The organism is Arthrobacter sp. zg-Y1110, from assembly GCF_025244865.1.
In the GTDB taxonomy this organism is placed as follows: domain Bacteria; phylum Actinomycetota; class Actinomycetes; order Actinomycetales; family Micrococcaceae; genus Arthrobacter_B.
Genome location: NZ_CP104272.1, coordinates 2,718,142 through 2,737,647, shown reverse-complemented (window position 1 = coordinate 2,737,647; position 19,506 = coordinate 2,718,142). Strand labels below are relative to the sequence as shown.

The 19,506-nt window shown below is 62.6% G+C and carries 30 protein-coding genes; all 30 read left to right on the top strand.

Annotated elements, in window-relative coordinates; translation table 11 throughout:
* Positions 1-28: 28 nt before the first annotated feature.
* The gene (rplB, locus tag N2K99_RS12785) at positions 29-868 is read left to right on the top strand and encodes a 50S ribosomal protein L2 (protein ID WP_146361090.1); all 840 of its coding nucleotides are present in this window, start codon (positions 29-31) and stop codon (positions 866-868) included.
* Positions 869-880: 12 nt separating this feature from the next.
* A complete protein-coding gene (gene rpsS / locus N2K99_RS12780) occupies positions 881-1,162 on the top strand; it encodes a 30S ribosomal protein S19 (protein WP_104052734.1) in 282 nt (93 codons plus the stop codon).
* Between the two features lie 38 nt (positions 1,163-1,200).
* Positions 1,201-1,566: a 50S ribosomal protein L22 gene (rplV, locus tag N2K99_RS12775; RefSeq protein WP_227918735.1), complete on the top strand. Its 366-nt coding sequence runs from the start codon at positions 1,201-1,203 to the stop codon at positions 1,564-1,566.
* The gene (rpsC, locus tag N2K99_RS12770) at positions 1,567-2,409 is read left to right on the top strand and encodes a 30S ribosomal protein S3 (RefSeq protein ID WP_227918732.1); all 843 of its coding nucleotides are present in this window, start codon (positions 1,567-1,569) and stop codon (positions 2,407-2,409) included.
* On the top strand, positions 2,410-2,826 hold the full coding sequence (gene rplP / locus N2K99_RS12765) for a 50S ribosomal protein L16 (RefSeq protein WP_055239353.1): 417 nt from the start codon (positions 2,410-2,412) through the stop codon (positions 2,824-2,826).
* 2 nt (positions 2,827-2,828) lie between these two features.
* Positions 2,829-3,158, top strand: a complete 330-nt coding sequence (gene rpmC / locus N2K99_RS19090; RefSeq protein WP_146361098.1) for a 50S ribosomal protein L29 — start codon at positions 2,829-2,831, stop codon at positions 3,156-3,158.
* Positions 3,155-3,460 (top strand): 30S ribosomal protein S17, encoded by a 306-nt coding sequence (rpsQ, locus tag N2K99_RS12755; protein ID WP_279326965.1) that lies wholly within the window; start codon positions 3,155-3,157, stop codon positions 3,458-3,460. Before rpmC ends, rpsQ begins: the two co-directional genes overlap by 4 nt.
* Before the next feature lie 382 nt (positions 3,461-3,842).
* Positions 3,843-4,211 (top strand): 50S ribosomal protein L14, encoded by a 369-nt coding sequence (gene rplN, locus N2K99_RS12750; RefSeq protein ID WP_055239356.1) that lies wholly within the window; start codon positions 3,843-3,845, stop codon positions 4,209-4,211.
* A 3-nt stretch (positions 4,212-4,214) separates the two neighbouring features.
* Complete coding sequence (rplX, locus tag N2K99_RS12745) at positions 4,215-4,574, top strand: 50S ribosomal protein L24 (protein WP_227918730.1); 360 nt, start codon at positions 4,215-4,217, stop codon at positions 4,572-4,574.
* On the top strand, positions 4,574-5,143 hold the full coding sequence (gene rplE, locus N2K99_RS12740; RefSeq protein WP_227918727.1) for a 50S ribosomal protein L5: 570 nt from the start codon (positions 4,574-4,576) through the stop codon (positions 5,141-5,143). Before rplX ends, rplE begins: the two co-directional genes overlap by 1 nt.
* A 90-nt stretch (positions 5,144-5,233) precedes the next feature.
* The gene (gene rpsH / locus N2K99_RS12735) at positions 5,234-5,632 is read left to right on the top strand and encodes a 30S ribosomal protein S8 (RefSeq protein ID WP_146361106.1); all 399 of its coding nucleotides are present in this window, start codon (positions 5,234-5,236) and stop codon (positions 5,630-5,632) included.
* Between the two features lie 18 nt (positions 5,633-5,650).
* Positions 5,651-6,187: a 50S ribosomal protein L6 gene (gene rplF / locus N2K99_RS12730; protein WP_227918724.1), complete on the top strand. Its 537-nt coding sequence runs from the start codon at positions 5,651-5,653 to the stop codon at positions 6,185-6,187.
* 2 nt (positions 6,188-6,189) lie between these two features.
* Positions 6,190-6,573, top strand: a complete 384-nt coding sequence (gene rplR, locus N2K99_RS12725) for a 50S ribosomal protein L18 (protein WP_227933037.1) — start codon at positions 6,190-6,192, stop codon at positions 6,571-6,573.
* Between the two features lie 29 nt (positions 6,574-6,602).
* The gene (gene rpsE / locus N2K99_RS12720; protein WP_227918719.1) at positions 6,603-7,283 is read left to right on the top strand and encodes a 30S ribosomal protein S5; all 681 of its coding nucleotides are present in this window, start codon (positions 6,603-6,605) and stop codon (positions 7,281-7,283) included.
* Positions 7,283-7,495 (top strand): 50S ribosomal protein L30, encoded by a 213-nt coding sequence (gene rpmD, locus N2K99_RS12715; RefSeq protein WP_227918717.1) that lies wholly within the window; start codon positions 7,283-7,285, stop codon positions 7,493-7,495. The genes rpsE and rpmD overlap by 1 nt, the downstream gene beginning before the upstream one ends.
* A gap of 1 nt (position 7,496) precedes the next feature.
* Positions 7,497-7,952, top strand: a complete 456-nt coding sequence (rplO, locus tag N2K99_RS12710; protein WP_227918714.1) for a 50S ribosomal protein L15 — start codon at positions 7,497-7,499, stop codon at positions 7,950-7,952.
* A gap of 245 nt (positions 7,953-8,197) precedes the next feature.
* A complete protein-coding gene (gene secY / locus N2K99_RS12705; RefSeq protein WP_227918712.1) occupies positions 8,198-9,508 on the top strand; it encodes a preprotein translocase subunit SecY in 1,311 nt (436 codons plus the stop codon).
* On the top strand, positions 9,505-10,077 hold the full coding sequence (locus N2K99_RS12700) for an adenylate kinase (protein ID WP_227918710.1): 573 nt from the start codon (positions 9,505-9,507) through the stop codon (positions 10,075-10,077). The genes secY and N2K99_RS12700 overlap by 4 nt, the downstream gene beginning before the upstream one ends.
* Before the next feature lie 45 nt (positions 10,078-10,122).
* Positions 10,123-10,947, top strand: coding sequence for a type I methionyl aminopeptidase (map, locus tag N2K99_RS12695; protein ID WP_227918708.1), 825 nt, complete (start codon positions 10,123-10,125; stop codon positions 10,945-10,947).
* 256 nt (positions 10,948-11,203) lie between these two features.
* Positions 11,204-12,028, top strand: coding sequence for a glycerophosphodiester phosphodiesterase family protein (locus tag N2K99_RS12690; protein ID WP_227933038.1), 825 nt, complete (start codon positions 11,204-11,206; stop codon positions 12,026-12,028).
* Positions 12,029-12,199: 171 nt separating this feature from the next.
* On the top strand, positions 12,200-12,421 hold the full coding sequence (infA, locus tag N2K99_RS12685) for a translation initiation factor IF-1 (RefSeq protein ID WP_055239372.1): 222 nt from the start codon (positions 12,200-12,202) through the stop codon (positions 12,419-12,421).
* Positions 12,422-12,504: 83 nt separating this feature from the next.
* Positions 12,505-12,618 (top strand): 50S ribosomal protein L36, encoded by a 114-nt coding sequence (gene rpmJ / locus N2K99_RS12680; protein ID WP_012397712.1) that lies wholly within the window; start codon positions 12,505-12,507, stop codon positions 12,616-12,618.
* Positions 12,619-12,819: 201 nt separating this feature from the next.
* Positions 12,820-13,197, top strand: coding sequence for a 30S ribosomal protein S13 (gene rpsM / locus N2K99_RS12675; protein WP_227903828.1), 378 nt, complete (start codon positions 12,820-12,822; stop codon positions 13,195-13,197).
* Between the two features lie 66 nt (positions 13,198-13,263).
* A complete protein-coding gene (gene rpsK / locus N2K99_RS12670; protein ID WP_049829160.1) occupies positions 13,264-13,665 on the top strand; it encodes a 30S ribosomal protein S11 in 402 nt (133 codons plus the stop codon).
* A 181-nt stretch (positions 13,666-13,846) separates the two neighbouring features.
* Entirely contained in the window at positions 13,847-14,857 is a 1,011-nt protein-coding gene (locus tag N2K99_RS12665; protein WP_146361126.1) for a DNA-directed RNA polymerase subunit alpha, read from the top strand.
* A gap of 65 nt (positions 14,858-14,922) precedes the next feature.
* Positions 14,923-15,468 (top strand): 50S ribosomal protein L17, encoded by a 546-nt coding sequence (rplQ, locus tag N2K99_RS12660; protein ID WP_227918703.1) that lies wholly within the window; start codon positions 14,923-14,925, stop codon positions 15,466-15,468.
* A gap of 38 nt (positions 15,469-15,506) precedes the next feature.
* Entirely contained in the window at positions 15,507-16,436 is a 930-nt protein-coding gene (locus N2K99_RS12655; protein ID WP_227933039.1) for a tRNA pseudouridine(38-40) synthase TruA, read from the top strand.
* Positions 16,437-16,756: 320 nt separating this feature from the next.
* A complete protein-coding gene (rplM, locus tag N2K99_RS12650) occupies positions 16,757-17,200 on the top strand; it encodes a 50S ribosomal protein L13 (protein WP_227918698.1) in 444 nt (147 codons plus the stop codon).
* 39 nt (positions 17,201-17,239) lie between these two features.
* Positions 17,240-17,737 (top strand): 30S ribosomal protein S9, encoded by a 498-nt coding sequence (gene rpsI / locus N2K99_RS12645; RefSeq protein ID WP_227918696.1) that lies wholly within the window; start codon positions 17,240-17,242, stop codon positions 17,735-17,737.
* Positions 17,738-18,107: 370 nt separating this feature from the next.
* A complete protein-coding gene (gene glmM / locus N2K99_RS12640; protein WP_227918694.1) occupies positions 18,108-19,478 on the top strand; it encodes a phosphoglucosamine mutase in 1,371 nt (456 codons plus the stop codon).
* Positions 19,479-19,506 lie beyond the last annotated feature (28 nt).

The window sequence follows — 19,506 nt, the reverse complement described above, 5'->3', positions numbered from 1 at the left end:
CGGAGACCACTTTAACGAGGAATAAATAATGGGAATCCGTAAATACAAGCCGACTACCCCGGGCCGTCGCGGCTCGAGCGTAGCCGACTTCACCGAAATCACGCGGTCGACGCCGGAAAAGTCGTTGGTACGTCCGCTGCCCAAAAAGGGCGGCCGTAACAACACCGGTAAGATCACGACCAGGCACAAGGGTGGTGGACACAAGCGTCAGTACCGTCTGATCGACTTCCGCCGCCACGACAAGGACGGCGTCAACGCACGCGTTGCCGAGATCGAATACGATCCGAACCGTACCGCCCGCATTGCCCTGCTGCACTACGTTGATGGCACCAAGCGTTACATCATTGCTCCGAACAAGCTCAAGCAGGGCGACTTCGTAGAGGCCGGCGCCGGCGCTGATATCAAGCCCGGCAACAACCTGCCCCTGCGCAACATCCCCGTGGGTACCACCATCCACGCCGTTGAACTTCGTCCGGGCGGCGGTGCCAAGATGGCCCGCTCCGCCGGTGCATCCGTTCAGCTCGTTGCCAAGGAAGGCCGCTTCGCCCAGCTGCGTCTGCCCTCCGGCGAAATCCGCAACGTTGATGTGCGCTGCCGCGCCACGATCGGCGAGGTCGGCAACGCCGAGCAGTCGAACATCAACTGGGGCAAGGCCGGCCGTATGCGCTGGAAGGGCGTACGCCCGACCGTCCGTGGTGTCGCCATGAACCCGGTCGATCACCCGCACGGTGGTGGTGAAGGTAAGACCTCCGGTGGACGCCACCCGGTCAACCCGAACGGTAAGCGCGAAGGCCGTACCCGCCGTCCCAATAAAGAGAGCGACAACCTCATTGTGCGTCGCCGTCGTTCCGGCAAGAACAAGCGATAGGAGCCTGGAAACATGCCACGCAGCCTGAAGAAAGGCCCCTTCGTCGACCAGCACCTGTTTCTCAAGGTAGCGGCCGAAAACGAAAAGGGCACCAAGAACGTCATCAAGACGTGGTCCCGCCGTTCGATGATCATCCCCGACATGCTCGGGCACACGATCGCCGTACACGACGGACGTAAGCACATTCCGGTGTTTGTCACCGAGTCGATGGTCGGGCACAAGCTCGGCGAATTCGCTCTGACGCGGACATTCCGCGGCCATGTGAAGGACGACCGCAAGGGCAAGCGCCGCTAGGCGCTGCTCTTTCGGCAGAAGACGAGAGAAGGAAAGCAATGGAAGCCAAGGCAATTGCGCGTCATATCCGCGTAACGCCTATGAAGGCCCGGCGCGTCGTCAACCTTGTTCGTGGCAAGCAAGCGAATGAGGCTCTGGCAATTCTGAAGTTTGCCCCCCAGGCAGCTTCGGAGCCGGTACTTAAGGTAATTCAGTCGGCTATGGCCAATGCACGTGTCCTCGCGGACCGTGACGGCGTGGCCTTCGACGAGGGTGACCTCTTCGTCAGCGAAGCATTCGTTGATGAAGGACCCACCATGAAGCGGTTCCAGCCGCGGGCCCAGGGCCGCGCCTACCGCATCAACAAGCGGACCAGCCACGTCACCGTGGTAGTCGCAACCCCTACGATCGAGGAGGAACGCTAAGTGGGACAGAAGGTAAACCCGCACGGGTTCCGACTCGGCATCACCACTGACCACGTATCGCACTGGTTTGCTGACAGCAACAAGCCGGGCCAGCGTTACAAGGACTTCGTCCGCGAGGACATCAAGATCCGTCAGCTGATGTCCACCGGCATGGACCGCGCCGGCATCGCCAAGGTTGAGATCGAGCGCACCCGTGACCGTGTTCGTGTGGATATCCACACTGCACGTCCGGGCATCGTGATCGGCCGCCGCGGCGCCGAAGCGGACCGCATCCGCGGCGAGCTCGAAAAGCTCACCGGCAAGCAGGTCCAGCTGAACATCCTCGAGGTCAAGAACCCCGAGATGGAAGCACAGCTTGTTGCCCAGGGTGTTGCTGAGCAGCTCTCTTCCCGCGTGGCTTTCCGCCGTGCGATGAAGAAGGCCATCCAGTCCGCACAGCGTGCAGGCGCCAAGGGTATCCGTATCCAGTGCTCCGGCCGTCTGGGCGGCGCTGAAATGAGCCGTTCCGAGTTCTACCGCGAAGGCCGTGTGCCCCTGCACACCCTCCGCGCGCAGATCGACTACGGTTTCTTCGAAGCCAAGACCACCTTCGGCCGCATCGGCGTAAAGGTCTGGATCTACAAGGGCGACGTTACCGCTAAGGAACTGGCTGCACAGCAGGCTGCTGCACCGTCCCGCGGACGCTCCAACGACCGTCCGGGCCGCGGCCCGGCCGACCGCGGTGACCGTGGCGGCGACCGCCGTCGTCGTCCCGAGCGCGGCGACAAAGCCGCCGCGCCTGCTGCTGCAGAGGCTCCGGCCGCTGAGGCAGCTGCCCCCGCAGCAGAAGGAGGACAGGCTTAAATGCTTATCCCACGTCGAGTCAAATACCGTAAGCAGCACCACCCGGGTCGCTCCGGCGCTGCAACCGGCGGCACTGCCGTCAGCTTCGGCGAGTGGGGTATCCAGGCTCTGACGCCTGCATACGTCACCAACCGCCAGATTGAAGCTGCGCGTATTGCCATGACACGCCACATCAAGCGCGGCGGTAAGGTCTGGATCAACATCTACCCGGACCGTCCGCTGACGAAGAAGCCTGCTGAAACCCGTATGGGTTCCGGTAAGGGTTCTCCGGAGTGGTGGGTTGCAAACGTCAAGCCGGGCCGGGTTCTGTTCGAACTCTCCGGTGTTTCCGAAGAGGTAGCTCGTGAGGCCCTGCGCCTGGCGATCCATAAGCTGCCGTTGAAGGCACGCATTGTGCGTCGCGAGGGTGGTGAATAGAAATGGCAGTTGGATCAAAAGAGCTGACAACCGAGCAGCTGGACGGCTTCGATAAGGACCGTCTCGTAGAAGAACTGCGCAAGGCCAAGGAGGAGCTGTTCAACCTCCGCTTCCAGTCGGCTACCGGCCAGCTGGAAAACCACGGTCGTCTGCGTGCAGTGAAGCGCGATATCGCCCGCATCTACACGGTGCTGCGTGAGCGCGAGCTGGGCATTCGTCCCGAGGTTGTCGCTCCCGTTGAGGAAGCAGCACCCGAGGCACCGAAGAAGTCAAAGAAGAAGGCTGACAAGTCTGAAGCTGAAGCCAAGGTCGCTGAGGATGATGCCAAGTGAGCGAAAACAAGAATGAGGCAGCAGTGACAACTGACGCAAACGGCGCCGATGCCCGCGGGTACCGGAAGACCGCACGCGGCTACGTGGTCTCGGACAAGATGGATAAGACCATCGTTGTCCAGGTTGAAGACCGCGTGAAGCACGCCCTTTACGGCAAGGTTATTCGCCGGACCGAGAAGCGCAAGGCCCATGACGAGCAGAACGCTGCCGGCATTGGTGACCTCGTGCTGATCGCCGAGACCCGGCCGCTGTCCGCTACCAAGCGGTGGCGCCTGGTCGAGATCCTCGAAAAGGCCAAGTAACCTAGTAGTAAGAAGTACCGGCCGGCCCGCCGGTGTGTTCCCCGCGACAAGCGGAGAACACGCCGGCACCGTCCAAAGCGTGAGGGCCCCGGCCGCGTTATCATCTTCGATTTCGCTTCCGGGGCCTTTTCGCGATAAACTTGAAATCTTGTCTGTGTGGTGCGGAAGTGTGTCCGGAATCCGGTCTCGAATCGGGGCTCCGGTACGCACTTCCTCACCGCCGAATGAGACAAAAGCCCGATAATCTTGTTCGACGCCGCGTAAGGCGGCTGCACTGGCGTGCGGCCGGCCCACCCGGCGTTGAGTACCAGTATTACGGGGTCCACCCATATCCGTTCCGCAAGGCTCATTTCGAGAACCGGCGCGACGACAGGAGTAATAAGTGATTCAGCAGGAGTCGCGACTGAAGGTCGCCGACAACACGGGTGCCAAGGAAATCTTGACCATCCGCGTTCTCGGTGGATCCGGCCGTCGCTACGCAGGCATTGGCGACACCATTGTTGCCACCGTCAAGGATGCAATTCCCGGCGGCAACGTCAAAAAGGGCGACGTGGTCAAGGCCGTCATCGTCCGTACCAAGAAGGAACGCCGCCGCCAGGACGGTTCCTACATCAAGTTCGATGAGAACGCTGCAGTGATCTTGAAGAATGACGGCGACCCCCGCGGTACCCGTATCTTCGGGCCCGTTGGCCGCGAACTTCGCGACAAGAAGTTCATGAAGATCATTTCGCTGGCTCCGGAGGTGCTGTAGTCCATGGCAAAAATCAAGAAGGGTGACCTCGTTCAGGTCATCACCGGTGCTAAGGCTGAGCGCGGCGGAGACCGCGGCAAGCAGGGCAAGGTTCTGAAGGTCTTCCCCGAGAGCAACCGCATCCTCGTTGAAGGCATCAACCGCGTCACCAAGCACACCAAGGTTGGCCAGTCCTCCCGCGGTTCCAAGACCGGCGGCATCGAGGTTGTTGAAGCCCCGATCCACGTTTCCAACGTCGCCATTGTCGACCCGGAGACCAAGAAGCCGACCCGCGTTGGCTTCCGCACTGAAACCGTCGAAAAAGATGGCCGTGAGCGCACTGTGCGTATCCGCGTGGCCAAGGGCTCTGGGAAGGACCTCTAATGACTGAGACTGTCACCAAGATCGTTCCCCGTCTGAAGACCCGCTACGCAGCGGAGATCAAGCAGACCCTGCAGGACGAATTCAACTACTCGAACGTCAACCAGGTTCCCCGCCTCGTCAAGGTGGTTGTGAACATGGGTGTTGGAGATGCCGCTAAGGACTCCAAGCTCATTGACGGTGCGGTACGCGACCTCACCCAGATCACGGGCCAGAAGCCCCAGGTCACCAAGGCACGCAAGTCCATCGCTCAGTTCAAGCTGCGCGAAGGCATGCCGATCGGTACGCACGTTACGCTGCGTGGCGACCGCATGTGGGAATTCGTGGACCGCTTGGTCACCCTGGCACTGCCCCGTATCCGTGACTTCCGCGGCCTGAACGGCAAGCAGTTCGACGGCAACGGCAACTACACGTTCGGTCTGACCGAGCAGTCGATGTTCCACGAAATCGATCAGGACAAGATCGACCGCGTACGCGGCATGGACATCACCGTGGTTACCACCGCAAAGACCGATGACGAGGGACGCGCGCTGCTGAAGGCGCTCGGCTTCCCGTTCAAATCCGAAGATTAATTACTACGTAACAGGTCCGACGGAGATCCGTGAGGCGACGCCGCACGGGGATCCTGCAGGAAACCGTTACGAGGGAGGGCAAGAGCCCAAATGACAATGACAGATCCTGTCGCAGATATGCTCACGCGTCTGCGCAATGCAAACTCGGCATACCACGATTCCGTGTCCATGCCTTACAGCAAGCTCAAGGCGCGCGTTGCTGACATCCTGAAGGCCGAAGGCTACATCGCCGGCTGGAAGGAAGAAGAGGCCGAGGTCGGCAAGAAGCTGACCCTGGATCTCAAGTTCGGTCCGAACCGCGAGCGTTCCATCGCCGGCGTTCGCCGCATCTCCAAGCCCGGTCTGCGCGTTTACGCGAAGTCCACCAACCTGCCGCACGTGCTGGGTGGTCTGGGTATCGCAATCCTGTCGACGTCGTCAGGTCTCCTGACCGACCGCCAGGCCGCCAAGAAGGGCGTAGGTGGGGAAGTCCTCGCCTACGTCTGGTAGCAGGGAAGGGAAAGAAAAATGTCACGTATTGGACGTCTGCCCATCCCGGTTCCTGCCGGAGTAGATATCGCCATCAACGGCAACGTTGTATCCGTCAAGGGCGCCAAGGGCGAGCTGAGCCACACTGTGCCCAGCCCGATCACGGCAACGCTTGAAGACGGCACCATCACCGTTACCCGCCCGAACGACGAGCGTGAATCCCGCTCCCTCCACGGCCTGACCCGCACGCTGATCGCCAACATGATCACCGGCGTGACCGAGGGCTACAAGAAGGATCTGGAAATCGTTGGTACCGGTTACCGCGTAGTCGCGAAGGGTGCGGACCTCGAGTTCGCCCTGGGCTACAGCCACCCGGTCCCCGTCGCGGCCCCCGAAGGCATCACGCTTACCGTGGTCGCCCCGACGAAGGTCACCGTGTCCGGTATCGACAAGCAGCAGGTGGGCGAGGTTTCCGCCAACATCCGCAAGCTGCGTAAGCCCGACCCGTACAAGGGCAAGGGTATTCGTTACGCCGGCGAGATTGTCCGCCGCAAGGTCGGAAAGGCTGGTAAGTAACCATGGCCATCAGCATTAATAAGAAGCGAAACAGCAAGAGCAAGTCTGCCCTGCGCAGCCGTCGCCAGCTGCGTATCCGCAAGCGGATTTCCGGAACCGCGGTTCGTCCGCGCCTCGTGGTCAACCGCTCTGCCCGCCACATCTTCGTCCAGGTTGTCGATGACAGCCGCGGCGTAACCGTGGCTTCCGCCTCCACCATGGAAGCGGATCTGCGTGCAATGGACGGCGACAAGACCGCCAAGGCCAAGCGCGTTGGCGAACTCGTTGCTGAGCGGTCCAAGGCCGCCGGCATCGAAGCCGTTGTCTTTGACCGCGGTGGTAACCGCTACCACGGCCGTATTGCTGCAGTTGCAGACGGCGCACGTGAAGGTGGGCTGGCACTGTGACCGAGGTAAACAAGGAAAAGGAAAATCAGGTGACTGAAGCTACAGCTGCTGAGGCAACTGAGACCAAGGAAGCCGCAGCCACCGGTACCGACGACCGCCGCGGCGGACGTCGCGGCGAGCAGCGCGGTTCCGACCGTGGAGGCCGCGGCGAACGCGGTGGCCGCGGTGGCCGCGACGGCGGACGCAACGATGAGAAGGACAAGTTCATTGAACGCGTCGTGACCATCAACCGCGTTGCCAAGGTGGTCAAGGGTGGCCGTCGCTTCAGCTTCACCGCCCTCGTTGTTGTCGGTGACGGCAACGGCATGGTCGGCGTTGGCTACGGCAAGGCAAAGGAAGTTCCCTCCGCTATTGCAAAGGCCGTTGAAGAAGCCAAGAAGACCTTCTTCCGCGTCCCGCGCATCGGTGGAACCATCCCGCACCTCGTCCAGGGTGAAGCTGCTGCAGGCGTTGTCCTGCTGCGTCCGGCTTCCCCCGGTACCGGTGTTATCGCCGGTGGTCCGGTCCGCGCCATTCTCGAATGCGCCGGTATCCACGACGTCCTGTCCAAGTCGCTCGGGTCCTCCAACGCCATCAACATCGTGCACGCCACGGTTGATGCGCTGAAGCGCCTCGAAGAGCCCCAGGCAGTGGCAGCACGCCGCGGCCTTCCGCTCGACCAGGTCGTTCCCTACGCGATGCTCCGCAACATGCAGAAGGCAGGTGCCTGATGTCGACTCCGAAGAACGTCGTCGTTAGCACGGCTCGACTGGAAATCACTCAGATCAAGTCCACCATCGGTGGTAAGCAGAATCAGCGCGACACGCTGCGTTCACTGGGCCTGAAGCACATCGGCGACTCTGTCGTCCGTACTGCTGATGCAGTGACCGTTGGCATGATCAACACGGTTCCGCACCTCGTGAAGGTTGAGGAGGCGAAGTAACATGCCCGAAGAAAACAGAACTCTGAAGGTCCATCACCTGCGTCCGGCACCCGGTGCCAAGACGGCCAAGACCCGCGTAGGCCGCGGTGAAGGTTCCAAGGGTAAGACGGCAGGCCGCGGTACCAAGGGTACGGCTGCCCGCTACCAGGTCAAGGCAGGCTTCGCCGGCGGTCAGCTTCCGCTGCACATGCGTCTGCCGAAGCTGCGCGGCTTCAAGAACCCGTTCCGGGTCGAGTTCCAGGTTGTAAACCTGGACAAGATCTCGGAACTGTTCCCCGAAGGCGGCGCCGTGGATATCGAAGCATTGGTTGCCAAGGGCGCGGTTCGCAAGAACCAGCCCGTGAAGGTGCTCGGCTCCGGCGACATCACCGTCAAGGTTGATGTCTCCGCCAACGCCTTCTCCGCCAGCGCTGCAGAAAAGATCGCCGCAGCCGGCGGATCCACCACCACGGTCTAAGACCTCGTGGCGGGTCTGTTTCCCTCCCCGTCCGGACACCTTGCGTGCACCGGCAGGGGAGGGGCGCACGATCCAACGTTTCACCACTGAACTCCTGGCGGACCCTATCCGGTCCGCCGGGAGTTCAGTTCCGTTTAAGGCAACTACCGCGTCCAGTACGGCGTTAACGCAGTACGGGCCGCGAGCGGCTAGACTCTGTTTCTGTCACAAGTCCGGATCGGACTTTCCAAACTTCAGGAGGACGCTTGCTTAGCGCTATTGGCCGGGCTTTCCGGACACCAGACCTGCGACGCAAGCTGTTGTTTACGCTGGGAATCATCACTATCTTCCGCATGGGTGCTTTTATCCCGGCCCCGGGTGTTGACTACGGCAATGTGCAGCAGTGTTTGAATCTGGGTGCCACCTCGGGTGGCATTTACCAGTTCGTCAATCTCTTCAGCGGCGGTGCGCTGCTGCAGGTCTCCATCTTTGCCCTCGGCATCATGCCCTACATCACCGCCAGCATCATTGTTCAGCTGCTGCGCGTCGTGATCCCGCACTTCCAGGCCCTCTACGAGGAGGGCCAGCAGGGCCAGTCGAAGCTCACCCAGTACACCCGCTACCTCACCATCGCGCTGGGCCTGCTCAACGCGACGACGGTTGTCTCCCTGGCCCGCTCGGGCGCACTCTTCAACAACCAGTGCGCCCTGCCGATCATCCCGGACGACAACATGGTCACCGTCCTGCTGCTCATCGTCACGCTGACCGCCGGTACCGGCGTCATCATGTGGATGGGCGAGCTCGTCACGGAAAAGGGTGTGGGCAACGGTATGTCGCTGCTCATCTTCACCTCCATCGCGGCGTCCTTCCCCAGCGCCCTTGGCGCCATCCTCAGCGCGCAGGGCTGGACCATCTTCCTGGCCGTCATCGCCGTCGGCGTCCTGACGGTGGCCCTGGTCATCTTCGTGGAGCAGTCGCAGCGCCGCATTCCGGTGCAGTACGCGAAGCGCATGGTTGGCCGGCGGACCGTAGGGGGAACCAACACCTACATTCCGATCAAGGTCAACATGGCCGGCGTGATCCCCGTGATCTTCGCGTCCTCCATGCTCTACCTGCCCAGCCTGCTGGCGCAGTTCAATACTCCCTCGCAGGGCACGCCGCCGGGATGGGTGGTCTGGATCAACAACTACCTCGTCAGCGGCGACCACCCGCTGTACATGCTGGTGTACTTCCTGCTGATCGTCTTCTTCACCTACTTCTACGTCTCCATCACGTTCAACCCGGACGAGGTCTCGGAGAACATGAAGAAGTACGGCGGCTTCATTCCCGGCATCCGGGCCGGCCGCCCCACCGCCGAATACCTGCAGTACGTGCTCTCCCGGATCACGCTGCCCGGCGCCCTTTACCTGGGCTTTGTCGCCCTGATCCCGCTGATTGCTCTGGTGTTGGTTGGAGCTAACCAGAACTTCCCGTTCGGCGGAACGTCAATCCTCATCATGGTTGGTGTGGGACTGGAAACGGTTAAGCAAATTGACGCGCAGCTCCAGCAACGTCACTACGAAGGGTTATTGCGATGACAAGAATGCTCATTATCGGGCCTCCCGGCGCCGGTAAAGGAACTCAGGCCGCTCGGATCTCGGACCGGCTCGGTGTCACGGCAATATCAACCGGCGACATTTTCCGTTCGAACGTGAAAGAGGAAACGCCCCTGGGCGTGGAGGCGAAGAAGTACATCGACGCCGGCAACTTCGTTCCGGATACCGTCACCAACGCCATGGTCCGCAGCCGGCTGGCTGACGGCGACGTCGAATCTGGCTTCCTGCTGGACGGCTACCCGCGCACAGTGGCGCAGGTTGAGGAACTCGACGACATCCTGGCCGGCAACGGCCAGAAGCTTGACGCGGTGCTCCTGCTTACCGCCGACGACGATGAACTCGTGGCCCGCCTGCTCCGGCGTGCGGAACTCGAGGGCCGCAGCGATGACACGGAAGACGTCATCCGGCACCGCCTGAACCTCTACACGCAGCAGACGGCCGACGTCGTCGCCCGCTACGAGGACCGCGGAATCGTCACCCGGGTGGATGGCCTCGGCGGCATCGACGAAGTCACCGAGCGTGTCATGGAAGCACTGAAGGACCTGCGCTAAGAAAGTCCGGCGCAAAAAGTTATCCGCTAGGAAGTTAGAAGACACATGTTCGGCCAGCCTCGAATCGAATACAAAACCAACGAGCAGATGCGCATCATGCGCGAAGCCGGCCTTGTATTGATCTCAGCGCTCGACGCGGCGGTCAAGGCCGCCGACGTCGGCGTCAGTACACGCGAGATCGATGCAGTATTTGCCCGGGTACTCAAGGAAGCGGGAGCCACCTCCAACTTCCTGGGGTACTACGACTACCCGGCCACGGTCTGCACGTCCGTGAATGAGGAAGTTGTCCACGGCATTCCGGGAGACCGGGTGCTGCAGGACGGCGACATCATTTCCATCGACGGCGGTGCAGTGGTGAACGGCTGGCACTCGGACTCCGCGCGTACCGTGATCGTGGGTACTCCGGATCCGGAGGACCAGCGGCTGTCGGATGTCACCGAGAACGCCATGTGGCACGGCATTGCCGCTGCTGCCAAAGGCAAGTTCGTGGGGGATATCGGCGACGCCGTGGACGACTATGTCAGCAGCGTCCCGGGCAAGAAGCTGGGAATCCTCGAGGACTATGTCGGCCACGGCATCGGCACCGAAATGCACCAGGCGCCGGACGTCCTGAACTACCGCACCGGACACCGCGGGCCGAAGCTGCGGCCGGGCCTGTGCCTGGCCATCGAGCCGATGCTGGTACGCGGCAAGATCCTCACCCGCACGCTCGATGATGACTGGACAGTTGTCACCGAAGACGGCAGCCGTTCCAGCCAGTGGGAGCACTCCGTTGCGATCCATGAAAAGGGGATCTGGGTGCTCACGGCGCCCGACGGCGGTGCCTCCCGGCTGGAACCGCTGGGTGTCACCCCGGTTCCGATTCCCTAGGGAATCCTCCGCAGGCAGTAAACCGGCAGGCCCCGTTCCCTCAGGGAACGGGGCCTGCCGGCTTTTTCGGGACGGATGCGCAGACGGGCCGGGTGCACAGAGGGCCCGACGTCGGGGCGGGCACGTGCCCGGGCCCGGGGTTCCGCCGGCTGCCTGGATGAACTGCACCTGATGTCACGGGGAATCCTTGGCGGACAGCCGGTGAAGAGTGGTGTTTTCCCGGCTTTCGAGCGATCCGGCACCCTAGCGTGAAGTCATGGCCTCGACGAACAGAGCAGCAGTCCCGGCGGCACGATCACTGAGCAACCTGCCGGCAGTGATCGCCCACCGGGGATACAGTTCGGCGGCACCGGAGAACACCCTTCCGGCATTTGCCGCGGCGGCAGCAGCCGGAGCCGCCATGATCGAAACGGATCTTCGCCTCACAGCCGACGGAACCGCGGTTCTCCTGCACGACGCGAAACTCGGCCGGACGACAAATCTGCGCGGGCGCGTGGGACGCACCTCAGCTGCCCGGCTTGCAATGGCGGATGCCGGTGCCTGGTTTTCCAAAAACCACAGGGGAGTGCCGGTGCCGACGCTTGGGGACCTTCTGACGTTCCTCTCCGACTGGCAGCAACTGGGATTGGTACTCGAGTTCAAGGGAGAGTGGAGCCCCCGTCAGGTGGAGCCCGTGGCCGACGCCCTGTGGGCGGCGGGACTGGAAGGCCGGATGCTCGTGCAGGCCTTTTCGCGGCGAACCGTAGGAGCCCTTGCCCTGGCGGCCCCGGAATTCCGGCGGGGTCTGCTCGTCGGCCAAGCACCGTCGGGCAGGCATGGCGAGACGGCACTGCAGCGGTTCCTCTTCCGGGTGGACGCTGCAGCGTGTAATCCCGGCGGGCGGTTCCTGGCGGAGCGTCCGGACCTGCTGGAGCGGCTGCGCGCCGACGGGCTGTCCGTCTATCCGTGGACCCTGGACCGCCCGGCACAGTGGCTGGAAGCCTTCGATTCGGGGGTGGACGGGATCATCACCAACCGTCCCGGCGCGTTGGCGGCGTGGGGAAACACCCGGGGAGGGAACTGGACAGCCGGAGCGATTTAACTTATGGGGGGTCTTCCCGTAGAGTTATCTGTTGGTTGTCTCTACATTCGTGCCCGGATTGACCGCTTTCGATGCTTTGTGCGCCGATGCGGTTGGCTGGGCCGGGATGACGGCCACATTCGAAAAACCGTTGCCGGCGTCAAGCCGGTGACACAGACGTTAGCGGAGGATATGGCCAAGAAAGACGGCGTCATTGAGATCGAGGGCTCGGTAAACGAAGCCCTGCCCAACGCGATGTTCCGCGTTGAGCTGGCCAACGGCCACATTGTGCTCGCACACATCTCGGGAAAGATGCGTCAACACTACATTCGCATCCTCCCTGGAGACCGCGTTGTGGTGGAACTTAGCCCGTACGACCTCACCCGGGGTCGCATCGTCTACCGCTACAAATAAACCGCTGCAAAGACGGACAGCGCACCGCACAGCCGGTTCACTGACCGTTCAAGCTCAACCCTGCAACCACGCAAAGGAAAACCATGAAGGTCCAGCCGAGCGTCAAGCAGATCTGCGATAAGTGCAAGGTGATTCGCCGTAACGGTCGAGTCATGGTGATCTGCGAGAACCCGCGCCACAAGCAGCGCCAGGGCTAATCTGCTTCTCTAGCTCCGGAGTCCGAAAGGGCAACGGTAAGAGGGCCCCTGATTTCAGGGATCAGCCCACGCGTAGTTAATTGAATATGGCAGTGCAGCGTCTATACGCGTGACGCATACCCCCGGTACGGAGGCCGGGGACCTGGCAACAGGGACGCACTGCTTCAGACCTCCGGTAATAACCAAAGGAGAACCGCCGATATGGCACGTCTCGCTGGCGTTGACATTCCCCGCGAAAAGCGGGTAGTGATTGCGCTTACCTACATCTACGGCGTGGGCAAGACCCGTGCAGAGCAGACCCTTGTAGAGACCGGCATCAGCCCGGAAACTCGCGTCAAGGACCTCACCGACGCTGAACTCGTTCAGCTGCGTGACTACATCGAGGGCAACTTCAAGGTTGAGGGTGACCTCCGCCGTGAGGTGGCCGCCGACATCCGCCGCAAGGTTGAAATCGGCAGCTACCAGGGCATCCGGCACCGCCGCGGCATGCCCGTCCACGGTCAGCGCACGAAGACCAACGCTCGTACCCGCAAGGGCCCGAAGCGCACCGTTGCCGGTAAGAAGAAGGCCGGCCGCTAAATAAGCGGTCTTTCGGCCACGGCCCGAATCCGGGCCACCTAAACCAAACTCTTTGTAGGAGAAGTAATGCCCCCCAAGACTCGTGGAGCGGTCCGCAAACCGCGTCGCAAGGATAAGAAGAATATCGCGCTCGGCCAGGCGCATATCAAGAGCACCTTCAACAACACCATCGTGTCCATCACGGACCCGTCCGGTGCTGTTATCTCATGGGCTTCCGCCGGTGAGGTTGGCTTCAAGGGCTCCCGTAAGTCCACCCCGTTCGCTGCTCAGATGGCTGCTGAAGCAGCCGCAAAGCGCGCACAGGAGCACGGCGTCCGCAAGGTCGACGTCTTCGTGAAGGGTCCGGGCTCCGGTCGCGAGACCGCCATCCGTTCGCTGCAGGCCACCGGCCTGGAGGTTGGCTCCATTCAGGACGTCACCCCGAGCGCACACAACGGTTGCCGTCCCCCGAAGCGCCGCCGCGTATAAGCAGCACTGCGGTTCCGGTTTCCCCGGCGGGCAGCCCACTTTTCCAAGTGGGTTGCCCGCCGGAGGGCGCCGGTCCCGGGCTGGCTGTTAGCCGTCCAAGACGCCCGCGGAAGACCCGTCGTCGTCGTTTCCACCATTTGTGTTGCGTCATATAGCGGATGCTCGCTGAAAGGAAATGCAAGTGCTCATTGCACAGCGCCCCACCCTCACTGAAGAAGTCGTAGCCGACAACCGCTCACGGTTCATCATTGAACCCCTGGAGCCGGGTTTCGGTTACACCCTTGGTAACTCCCTCCGTCGTACCCTGCTGTCCTCCATTCCCGGTGCCGCTGTAACCAGCATCCGCATCGAGGGCGTGCTGCACGAGTTCACGACGGTTCCCGGCGTCAAGGAAGATGTCACTGAGATCATCCTGAACGTCAAGAACCTCTCGGTTTCCTCCGAGCACGACGAACCCGTTGTGGCTTACCTGCGCAAGCAGGGCCCCGGCGTGGTTACGGCCGCGGACATCGCTCCGCCGGCCGGCGTGGAGTTCCACAACCCCGACCTGCACATCGCCACGCTGAACTCGAAGGGCAAGTTCGAACTCGAACTGACCATCGAGCGCGGCCGCGGCTACGTGTCGGCCAGCCAGAACAAGTCCGGTGACCAGGAAATCGGCCGTATCCCGGTTGACTCCATTTACTCGCCGGTTCTGAAGGTGACCTTCCGCGTGGAAGCCACCCGTGTTGAGCAGCGCACCGACTTCGATCGCCTGATCGTTGACGTTGAAACCAAGGATGCCATTGCACCGCGCGACGCTGTCGCCTCTGCCGGTACCACCTTGGTTGAGCTGTTCGGCCTGGCACGTGAACTCAACACCGCCGCTGAAGGTATCGAAATCGGTCCGAGCCCCACGGATGCCGCACTGGCAGCCGACATGGCCCTGCCGATCGAAGACCTCGAGCTGACCGTGCGTTCGTACAACTGCCTCAAGCGCGAAGGCATCCACACCGTGGGTGAACTCGTAGCCCGCTCCGAGGCTGACCTGATGGACATCCGCAACTTCGGCGCGAAGTCCATCGACGAGGTGAAGGCAAAGCTGGTTGAACTGGGTCTGTCCCTGAAGGATTCCCCTCCCGGGTTTGACCTGGCCGCCCGTGCCGCAGCTATTGAAGAGGACGAGTCCGAGTACTCGGACGACGAGCTCTAACTGAAGCAAATTCTTGCCGTTCGGGCCATTGAGCACCGCACGGCACCGTTTGAGGAGAAAAAGTAATGCCTACACCCACCAAGGGTAAGCGCCTCGGAGGCAGCCCGGCACACCAGCGACTGATGCTGGCCAACCTTGCCGCGCAGCTGTTCGAGCACAAGCAGATCACCACCACGGTGACCAAGGCCAAGCGTCTGCGTCCCTACGCAGAGCGCCTGATCACGTTCGCAAAGCGCGGGGACCTGTCCTCGCGCCGTCGCGTCCTGGCCCTGATCTCCGACAAGGGCATCGTCCACGAGCTCTTCACCGACATTGCTCCGGCAGTCGAGAAGCGCGACGGCGGCTACACCCGTATCACCAAGATCGGCAACCGCAAGGGCGACAACGCTCCCATGGCTGTCATCGAGCTGGTCCTGGAACCGCTTTCTGCCAAGCAGTCGGTTGTGGCCGAGGCCAGCACCGCTGCCGCTGCAGCCGCTCCGGCGCCTGCCGTTGAGTCTGCAGATTCCGCTGAGTCGGCTGAATCCGCCGATTCCGCTGAGTCCGCCGATTCGGCTGAGTCTGCCGACTCCGCTGACGAGGCTGTCGAAGCGACCGAAGAGAAGAAGTAATTCTTCGCTGAAGTCCCGGTGCCCTTAATATGGGTGCTATGACTATTGAAAGGCCCGCCGTCCCCGAAATGGATGGCGGGCCTTTCCGCGTCCGGATGGACCTCGCCTATGACGGTGCTCCCTTCTCCGGCTGGGCCGCCCAGCCCGGCCTGCGGACCGTCCAGGGCCTGGTCGAGGACGGGCTGGCAGTCCTGCTGCGCCGTCCGGTCCGGACAACAGTGGCGGGGCGGACCGACGCCGGCGTCCACGCCCGCGGCCAGGTGGTGCACTTCGACCTCACCGCGTCCGAATGGCACGAGCTGGCCAGGGGGCGGGACATGGACCCGGGAGTCTCCCTGCGGCGCAGGCTGCACGGGGTGCTGAACAAGGAGCTGACCATGCCGGCGCGGGAAGCAGGCCTCCAGCGACGCGCCGTGGATGCCCTGGGCGGAGCCGTGGAAGTGCTGTCGGCCGTCCCTGCCCCCGCGGGCTTCGATGCCCGTTTTTCGGCCCTCTGGCGGCGCTACAGCTACCGCATCTGCGACCTGCCCGAAACCCGGGATCCGCTGTCCCGGCACACCACACTCTGGTTCAAGGCGCCCCTGGACATTGACCGGATGAACGAAGCCGCCGCCGGCGTGCTGGGTATCCGGGACTTCCTCTCCTTCTGCAAACCGCGGACCGGTTCCACCACCACCCGGGAACTCCTGGAATTCAGCTTCCACCGGGGCTGTGACGGAGTTATCACCACCCACATCCAGGCTGATGCCTTCTGCCACAACATGGTCCGCTCGCTGGTGGGCGGCTCACTGCTGGTGGGGTCGGGGGAGCGGCGCCCCCAGTGGCTTGCCGAACGCCTGTTCGCGCGGATCCGCGACTCGAAGTCACTCCTGGCCCCGCCGCACCCGCTGGTGCTGGAGGAGGTCCGCTATCCGGCAGACTCCGATCTGGCCCGGCGTGCCGAGCTGACCCGGGCACAGCGCGAATAGCCGATTCTGCGGTTGCGGTCCTAAAATAGGGGCAAAACCAATATCCGGCGCTGGAGCCATAACGCGGGGACAGCTTTTGACCTGACTACTCAAGCAGGCTATTGTTTATAGTCGTTGTGCGTGTCCTACCTCGATAGGCCTATGCCCACGGGAGCGGCTCAGTTGCAGAGCCACCTGGCCCCGGGGAAATAGCCGAGATCTCAGGACCACTGGTTAATTCAGTCCTCACCTGACCATCCGGTAACGCATAGAGAAGCTGCACTGTCCATGGCATCCATGGGCGGCGCGCCACCTAAGAAGAAGAAACGAAGGCAAACACCGTGCGTACGTACACCCCGAAGCCCGGCGACATCAACCGCCAGTGGCACGTCATTGACGCCACCGACGTTGTCCTAGGCCGTCTTGCCAGCCAGACCGCAACACTGCTGCGCGGAAAGCACAAGCCGACCTTTGCTCCCCACATGGACATGGGCGATTTCGTCATCATCATCAACGCCGAGAAGGTTGCCCTGACCGGCGCCAAGCTCGAACAGAAGCGTGCCTACCGCCACTCGGGTTACCCGGGCGGTCTGTCCTCCGTCAACTACGCCGAACTGCTGGAGCAGAACCCGGTACGTGCAGTTGAGAAGGCCATCCGCGGCATGCTGCCCAAGAACTCCCTGGCTGCTGATCAGATCAGCAAGCTGAAGGTCTACCGCGGTGCCGAGCACCCGCACGCCGCTCAGCAGCCGAAGACCTACGAAATCAACCAGGTCGCCCAGTAGTTCTGGCCCGCCAACTAAGAAATTAATTCAAGGAGAATCGTGGCTCAGAACACTGAAGAGCTCAATGAAAACACCGAGGAGCTTTCGAGCTACACCTCGGAATCCTCTGACTCGGTCCAGGCCGACGTCAAGGAACGCCCGGCCCTGACCGTCCCCGGCTCCGCCGTCGGACGCCGCAAGCAGGCTATTGCCCGCGTGCGCCTCGTTCCGGGTACCGGCAAGTGGATCGTCAACGACCGCGAGCTCGAGGATTACTTCCCGAACAAGCTGCACCAGCAGGAAGTCAACGAGCCGTTCAAGCTTCTTGACCTCGAAGGCGCATACGACGTCATTGCACGCATCCACGGCGGCGGCCCCTCCGGCCAGGCCGGCGCGCTGCGTCTGGGCGTTGCCCGCTCGCTGAACGAGATCGACCGCGAGAACAACCGCCCCGCCCTGAAGAAGGCAGGCTTCCTGACTCGTGACGCCCGCGTCATCGAGCGTAAGAAGGCCGGTCTCAAGAAGGCCCGTAAGGCACCTCAGTACTCCAAGCGCTAATTCAGCGCTTCCCTTCGTGCAGTCGCTGGAGCCACTGCACGAAGGGACCCTCGCGCTGAATTGGCGCTTGGCTCCACAAGCGCTAATTCAGGCGCTTGGCTCCACAAGCGCTGGTTTCCGGCGCTTGGGTGCACAAGAGCTGATTCAGCACAGGGGTTTCACCAAAAGGCAGTCGCTACGGCGGCTGCCTTTTGGCGTTAATGCGGCCGCCGGACGTCGGCTTGACCACACCGAGGCGGGTTATTTGCCTGACTGGCGCACGCTTTCACGTTTCCCGTTTCGGAGACAAGGGTGAACCGGTGGCAGAATGGGCCAGTAAGTTGCCCGTGAGCGGCTCCCGCTGTGGCTACAACCTGCTTGAGGATACGTAATGACTAGATTGTTTGGAACGGACGGCGTCCGTGGGCTGGCGAACGGGCTGATCACCGCCGAAGTTGCCCTGGGGCTTGCACAGGCCGCAGCAGTGGTGCTGGGCCATCGCCGAGTGGAACAGGGCCGTCGTCCGGTCGCTGTGGTTGCCCGGGACCCGCGCATCAGCGGTGACTTCATCTCCGCCGCCATGGAGGCCGGCCTCGCCAGCTCAGGTGTCGATGTCTACGACGCCGGCGTTCTGCCGACCCCGGCCGCGGCGTACCTGGTAGCTGACCTTGGCGCAGATTTCGGCGTTGTCATCTCCGCCTCCCACAACGCTGCCCCCGACAACGGCATCAAGTTCCTGGCCCGCGGCGGGCAGAAGCTGGATGACGCCGTCGAGGACGCCATCGAGGCCGAAATGGCACTCCCCAGCATGCGTCCCACCGGAAGCGAGGTGGGACGGATCCACCGCTTCGCCGATGCCGAGGACCGGTATGTGGTCCACCTGCTGCAGACCCTTCCCAACCGCATCGAGGGCCTGAAAGTGGTCCTGGACTGTGCGCACGGGGCAGCAAGCGGCTGCTCACCCCAGGTCTTCGCCGACGCAGGTGCCGAAGTAGTGGTCATCGGCGCCGAGCCGGACGGCCTCAACATCAACGAGGGTTACGGTTCCACCCACCTGGAGCAGCTGCAGGCAGCCGTGGTGGCGCATGGAGCCGACCTGGGCATCGCCCACGACGGCGACGCCGACCGCTGCCTTGCCGTGGACCATGAAGGCACAGTGGTGGACGGTGACCAGATCATGGCAATCATGGCCATTGCCATGAAGGAAGCCGGCAAGCTCAAGGACAATGCGCTGGTGGCTACGGTCATGAGCAACCTCGGCCTGAAGCTCGCCCTCCGCGAGGCAGGCATCGAGCTCATCGAAACCGGTGTGGGGGACCGCTACGTGCTCGAAGGGATGCGCCGCGGCGGCTACAGCCTCGGCGGGGAACAGTCCGGGCACGTCATCTTCTCCGAATACGCGACCACCGGAGACGGCGTCCTCACCGGCCTGCAGCTGGCGGCCCAGGTTGCGCGGTCCGGCCGGACCCTGAAGCAGCTGGCCGGCGTTATGCAGAAGCTGCCGCAGGTGCTCATTAACGTCAAGGGCGTGGACAAGTCCGCCGTCGAGACCAACGAACCGGTACGGCTCGCGGTCGAGCAGGCAGGGCAGGCACTGGGCGAAACCGGGCGGGTGCTGCTCCGGCCCTCGGGCACCGAACCGGTGGTCCGGGTCATGGTGGAGGCCGCGGACATGGAAACAGCAGCCGACACCGCACGGCGGCTCGCCGAAACGGTGGAAACCCATCTGGCCCTTAATGCAGGCGCCGGAGCATCGGTCTAGCAGCACCGCACCGGCGCGGGACCTAAGT

Bases quoted from the DNA above. Each gene is read 5' to 3' on its own strand.
- rplB (WP_146361090.1), top strand. From the start codon at position 29: ATGGGAATCCGTAAATACAAGCCGACTACCCCGGGCCGTCGCGGCTCG.
- rpsS (WP_104052734.1), top strand. From the start codon at position 881: ATGCCACGCAGCCTGAAGAAAGGCCCCTTCGTCGACCAGCACCTGTTT.
- rplV (WP_227918735.1), top strand. From the start codon at position 1,201: ATGGAAGCCAAGGCAATTGCGCGTCATATCCGCGTAACGCCTATGAAG.
- rplP (WP_055239353.1), top strand. From the start codon at position 2,410: ATGCTTATCCCACGTCGAGTCAAATACCGTAAGCAGCACCACCCGGGT.
- rpmC (WP_146361098.1), top strand. From the start codon at position 2,829: ATGGCAGTTGGATCAAAAGAGCTGACAACCGAGCAGCTGGACGGCTTC.
- rplX (WP_227918730.1), top strand. From the start codon at position 4,215: ATGGCAAAAATCAAGAAGGGTGACCTCGTTCAGGTCATCACCGGTGCT.
- rplE (WP_227918727.1), top strand. From the start codon at position 4,574: ATGACTGAGACTGTCACCAAGATCGTTCCCCGTCTGAAGACCCGCTAC.
- rpsH (WP_146361106.1), top strand. From the start codon at position 5,234: ATGACAATGACAGATCCTGTCGCAGATATGCTCACGCGTCTGCGCAAT.
- rplF (WP_227918724.1), top strand. From the start codon at position 5,651: ATGTCACGTATTGGACGTCTGCCCATCCCGGTTCCTGCCGGAGTAGAT.
- rplR (WP_227933037.1), top strand. From the start codon at position 6,190: ATGGCCATCAGCATTAATAAGAAGCGAAACAGCAAGAGCAAGTCTGCC.
- rpmD (WP_227918717.1), top strand. From the start codon at position 7,283: ATGTCGACTCCGAAGAACGTCGTCGTTAGCACGGCTCGACTGGAAATC.
- rplO (WP_227918714.1), top strand. From the start codon at position 7,497: ATGCCCGAAGAAAACAGAACTCTGAAGGTCCATCACCTGCGTCCGGCA.
- N2K99_RS12700 (WP_227918710.1), top strand. From the start codon at position 9,505: ATGACAAGAATGCTCATTATCGGGCCTCCCGGCGCCGGTAAAGGAACT.
- map (WP_227918708.1), top strand. From the start codon at position 10,123: ATGTTCGGCCAGCCTCGAATCGAATACAAAACCAACGAGCAGATGCGC.
- N2K99_RS12690 (WP_227933038.1), top strand. From the start codon at position 11,204: ATGGCCTCGACGAACAGAGCAGCAGTCCCGGCGGCACGATCACTGAGC.
- infA (WP_055239372.1), top strand. From the start codon at position 12,200: ATGGCCAAGAAAGACGGCGTCATTGAGATCGAGGGCTCGGTAAACGAA.
- rpmJ (WP_012397712.1), top strand. From the start codon at position 12,505: ATGAAGGTCCAGCCGAGCGTCAAGCAGATCTGCGATAAGTGCAAGGTG.
- rpsM (WP_227903828.1), top strand. From the start codon at position 12,820: ATGGCACGTCTCGCTGGCGTTGACATTCCCCGCGAAAAGCGGGTAGTG.
- rpsK (WP_049829160.1), top strand. From the start codon at position 13,264: ATGCCCCCCAAGACTCGTGGAGCGGTCCGCAAACCGCGTCGCAAGGAT.
- rplQ (WP_227918703.1), top strand. From the start codon at position 14,923: ATGCCTACACCCACCAAGGGTAAGCGCCTCGGAGGCAGCCCGGCACAC.
- N2K99_RS12655 (WP_227933039.1), top strand. From the start codon at position 15,507: ATGACTATTGAAAGGCCCGCCGTCCCCGAAATGGATGGCGGGCCTTTC.
- glmM (WP_227918694.1), top strand. From the start codon at position 18,108: ATGACTAGATTGTTTGGAACGGACGGCGTCCGTGGGCTGGCGAACGGG.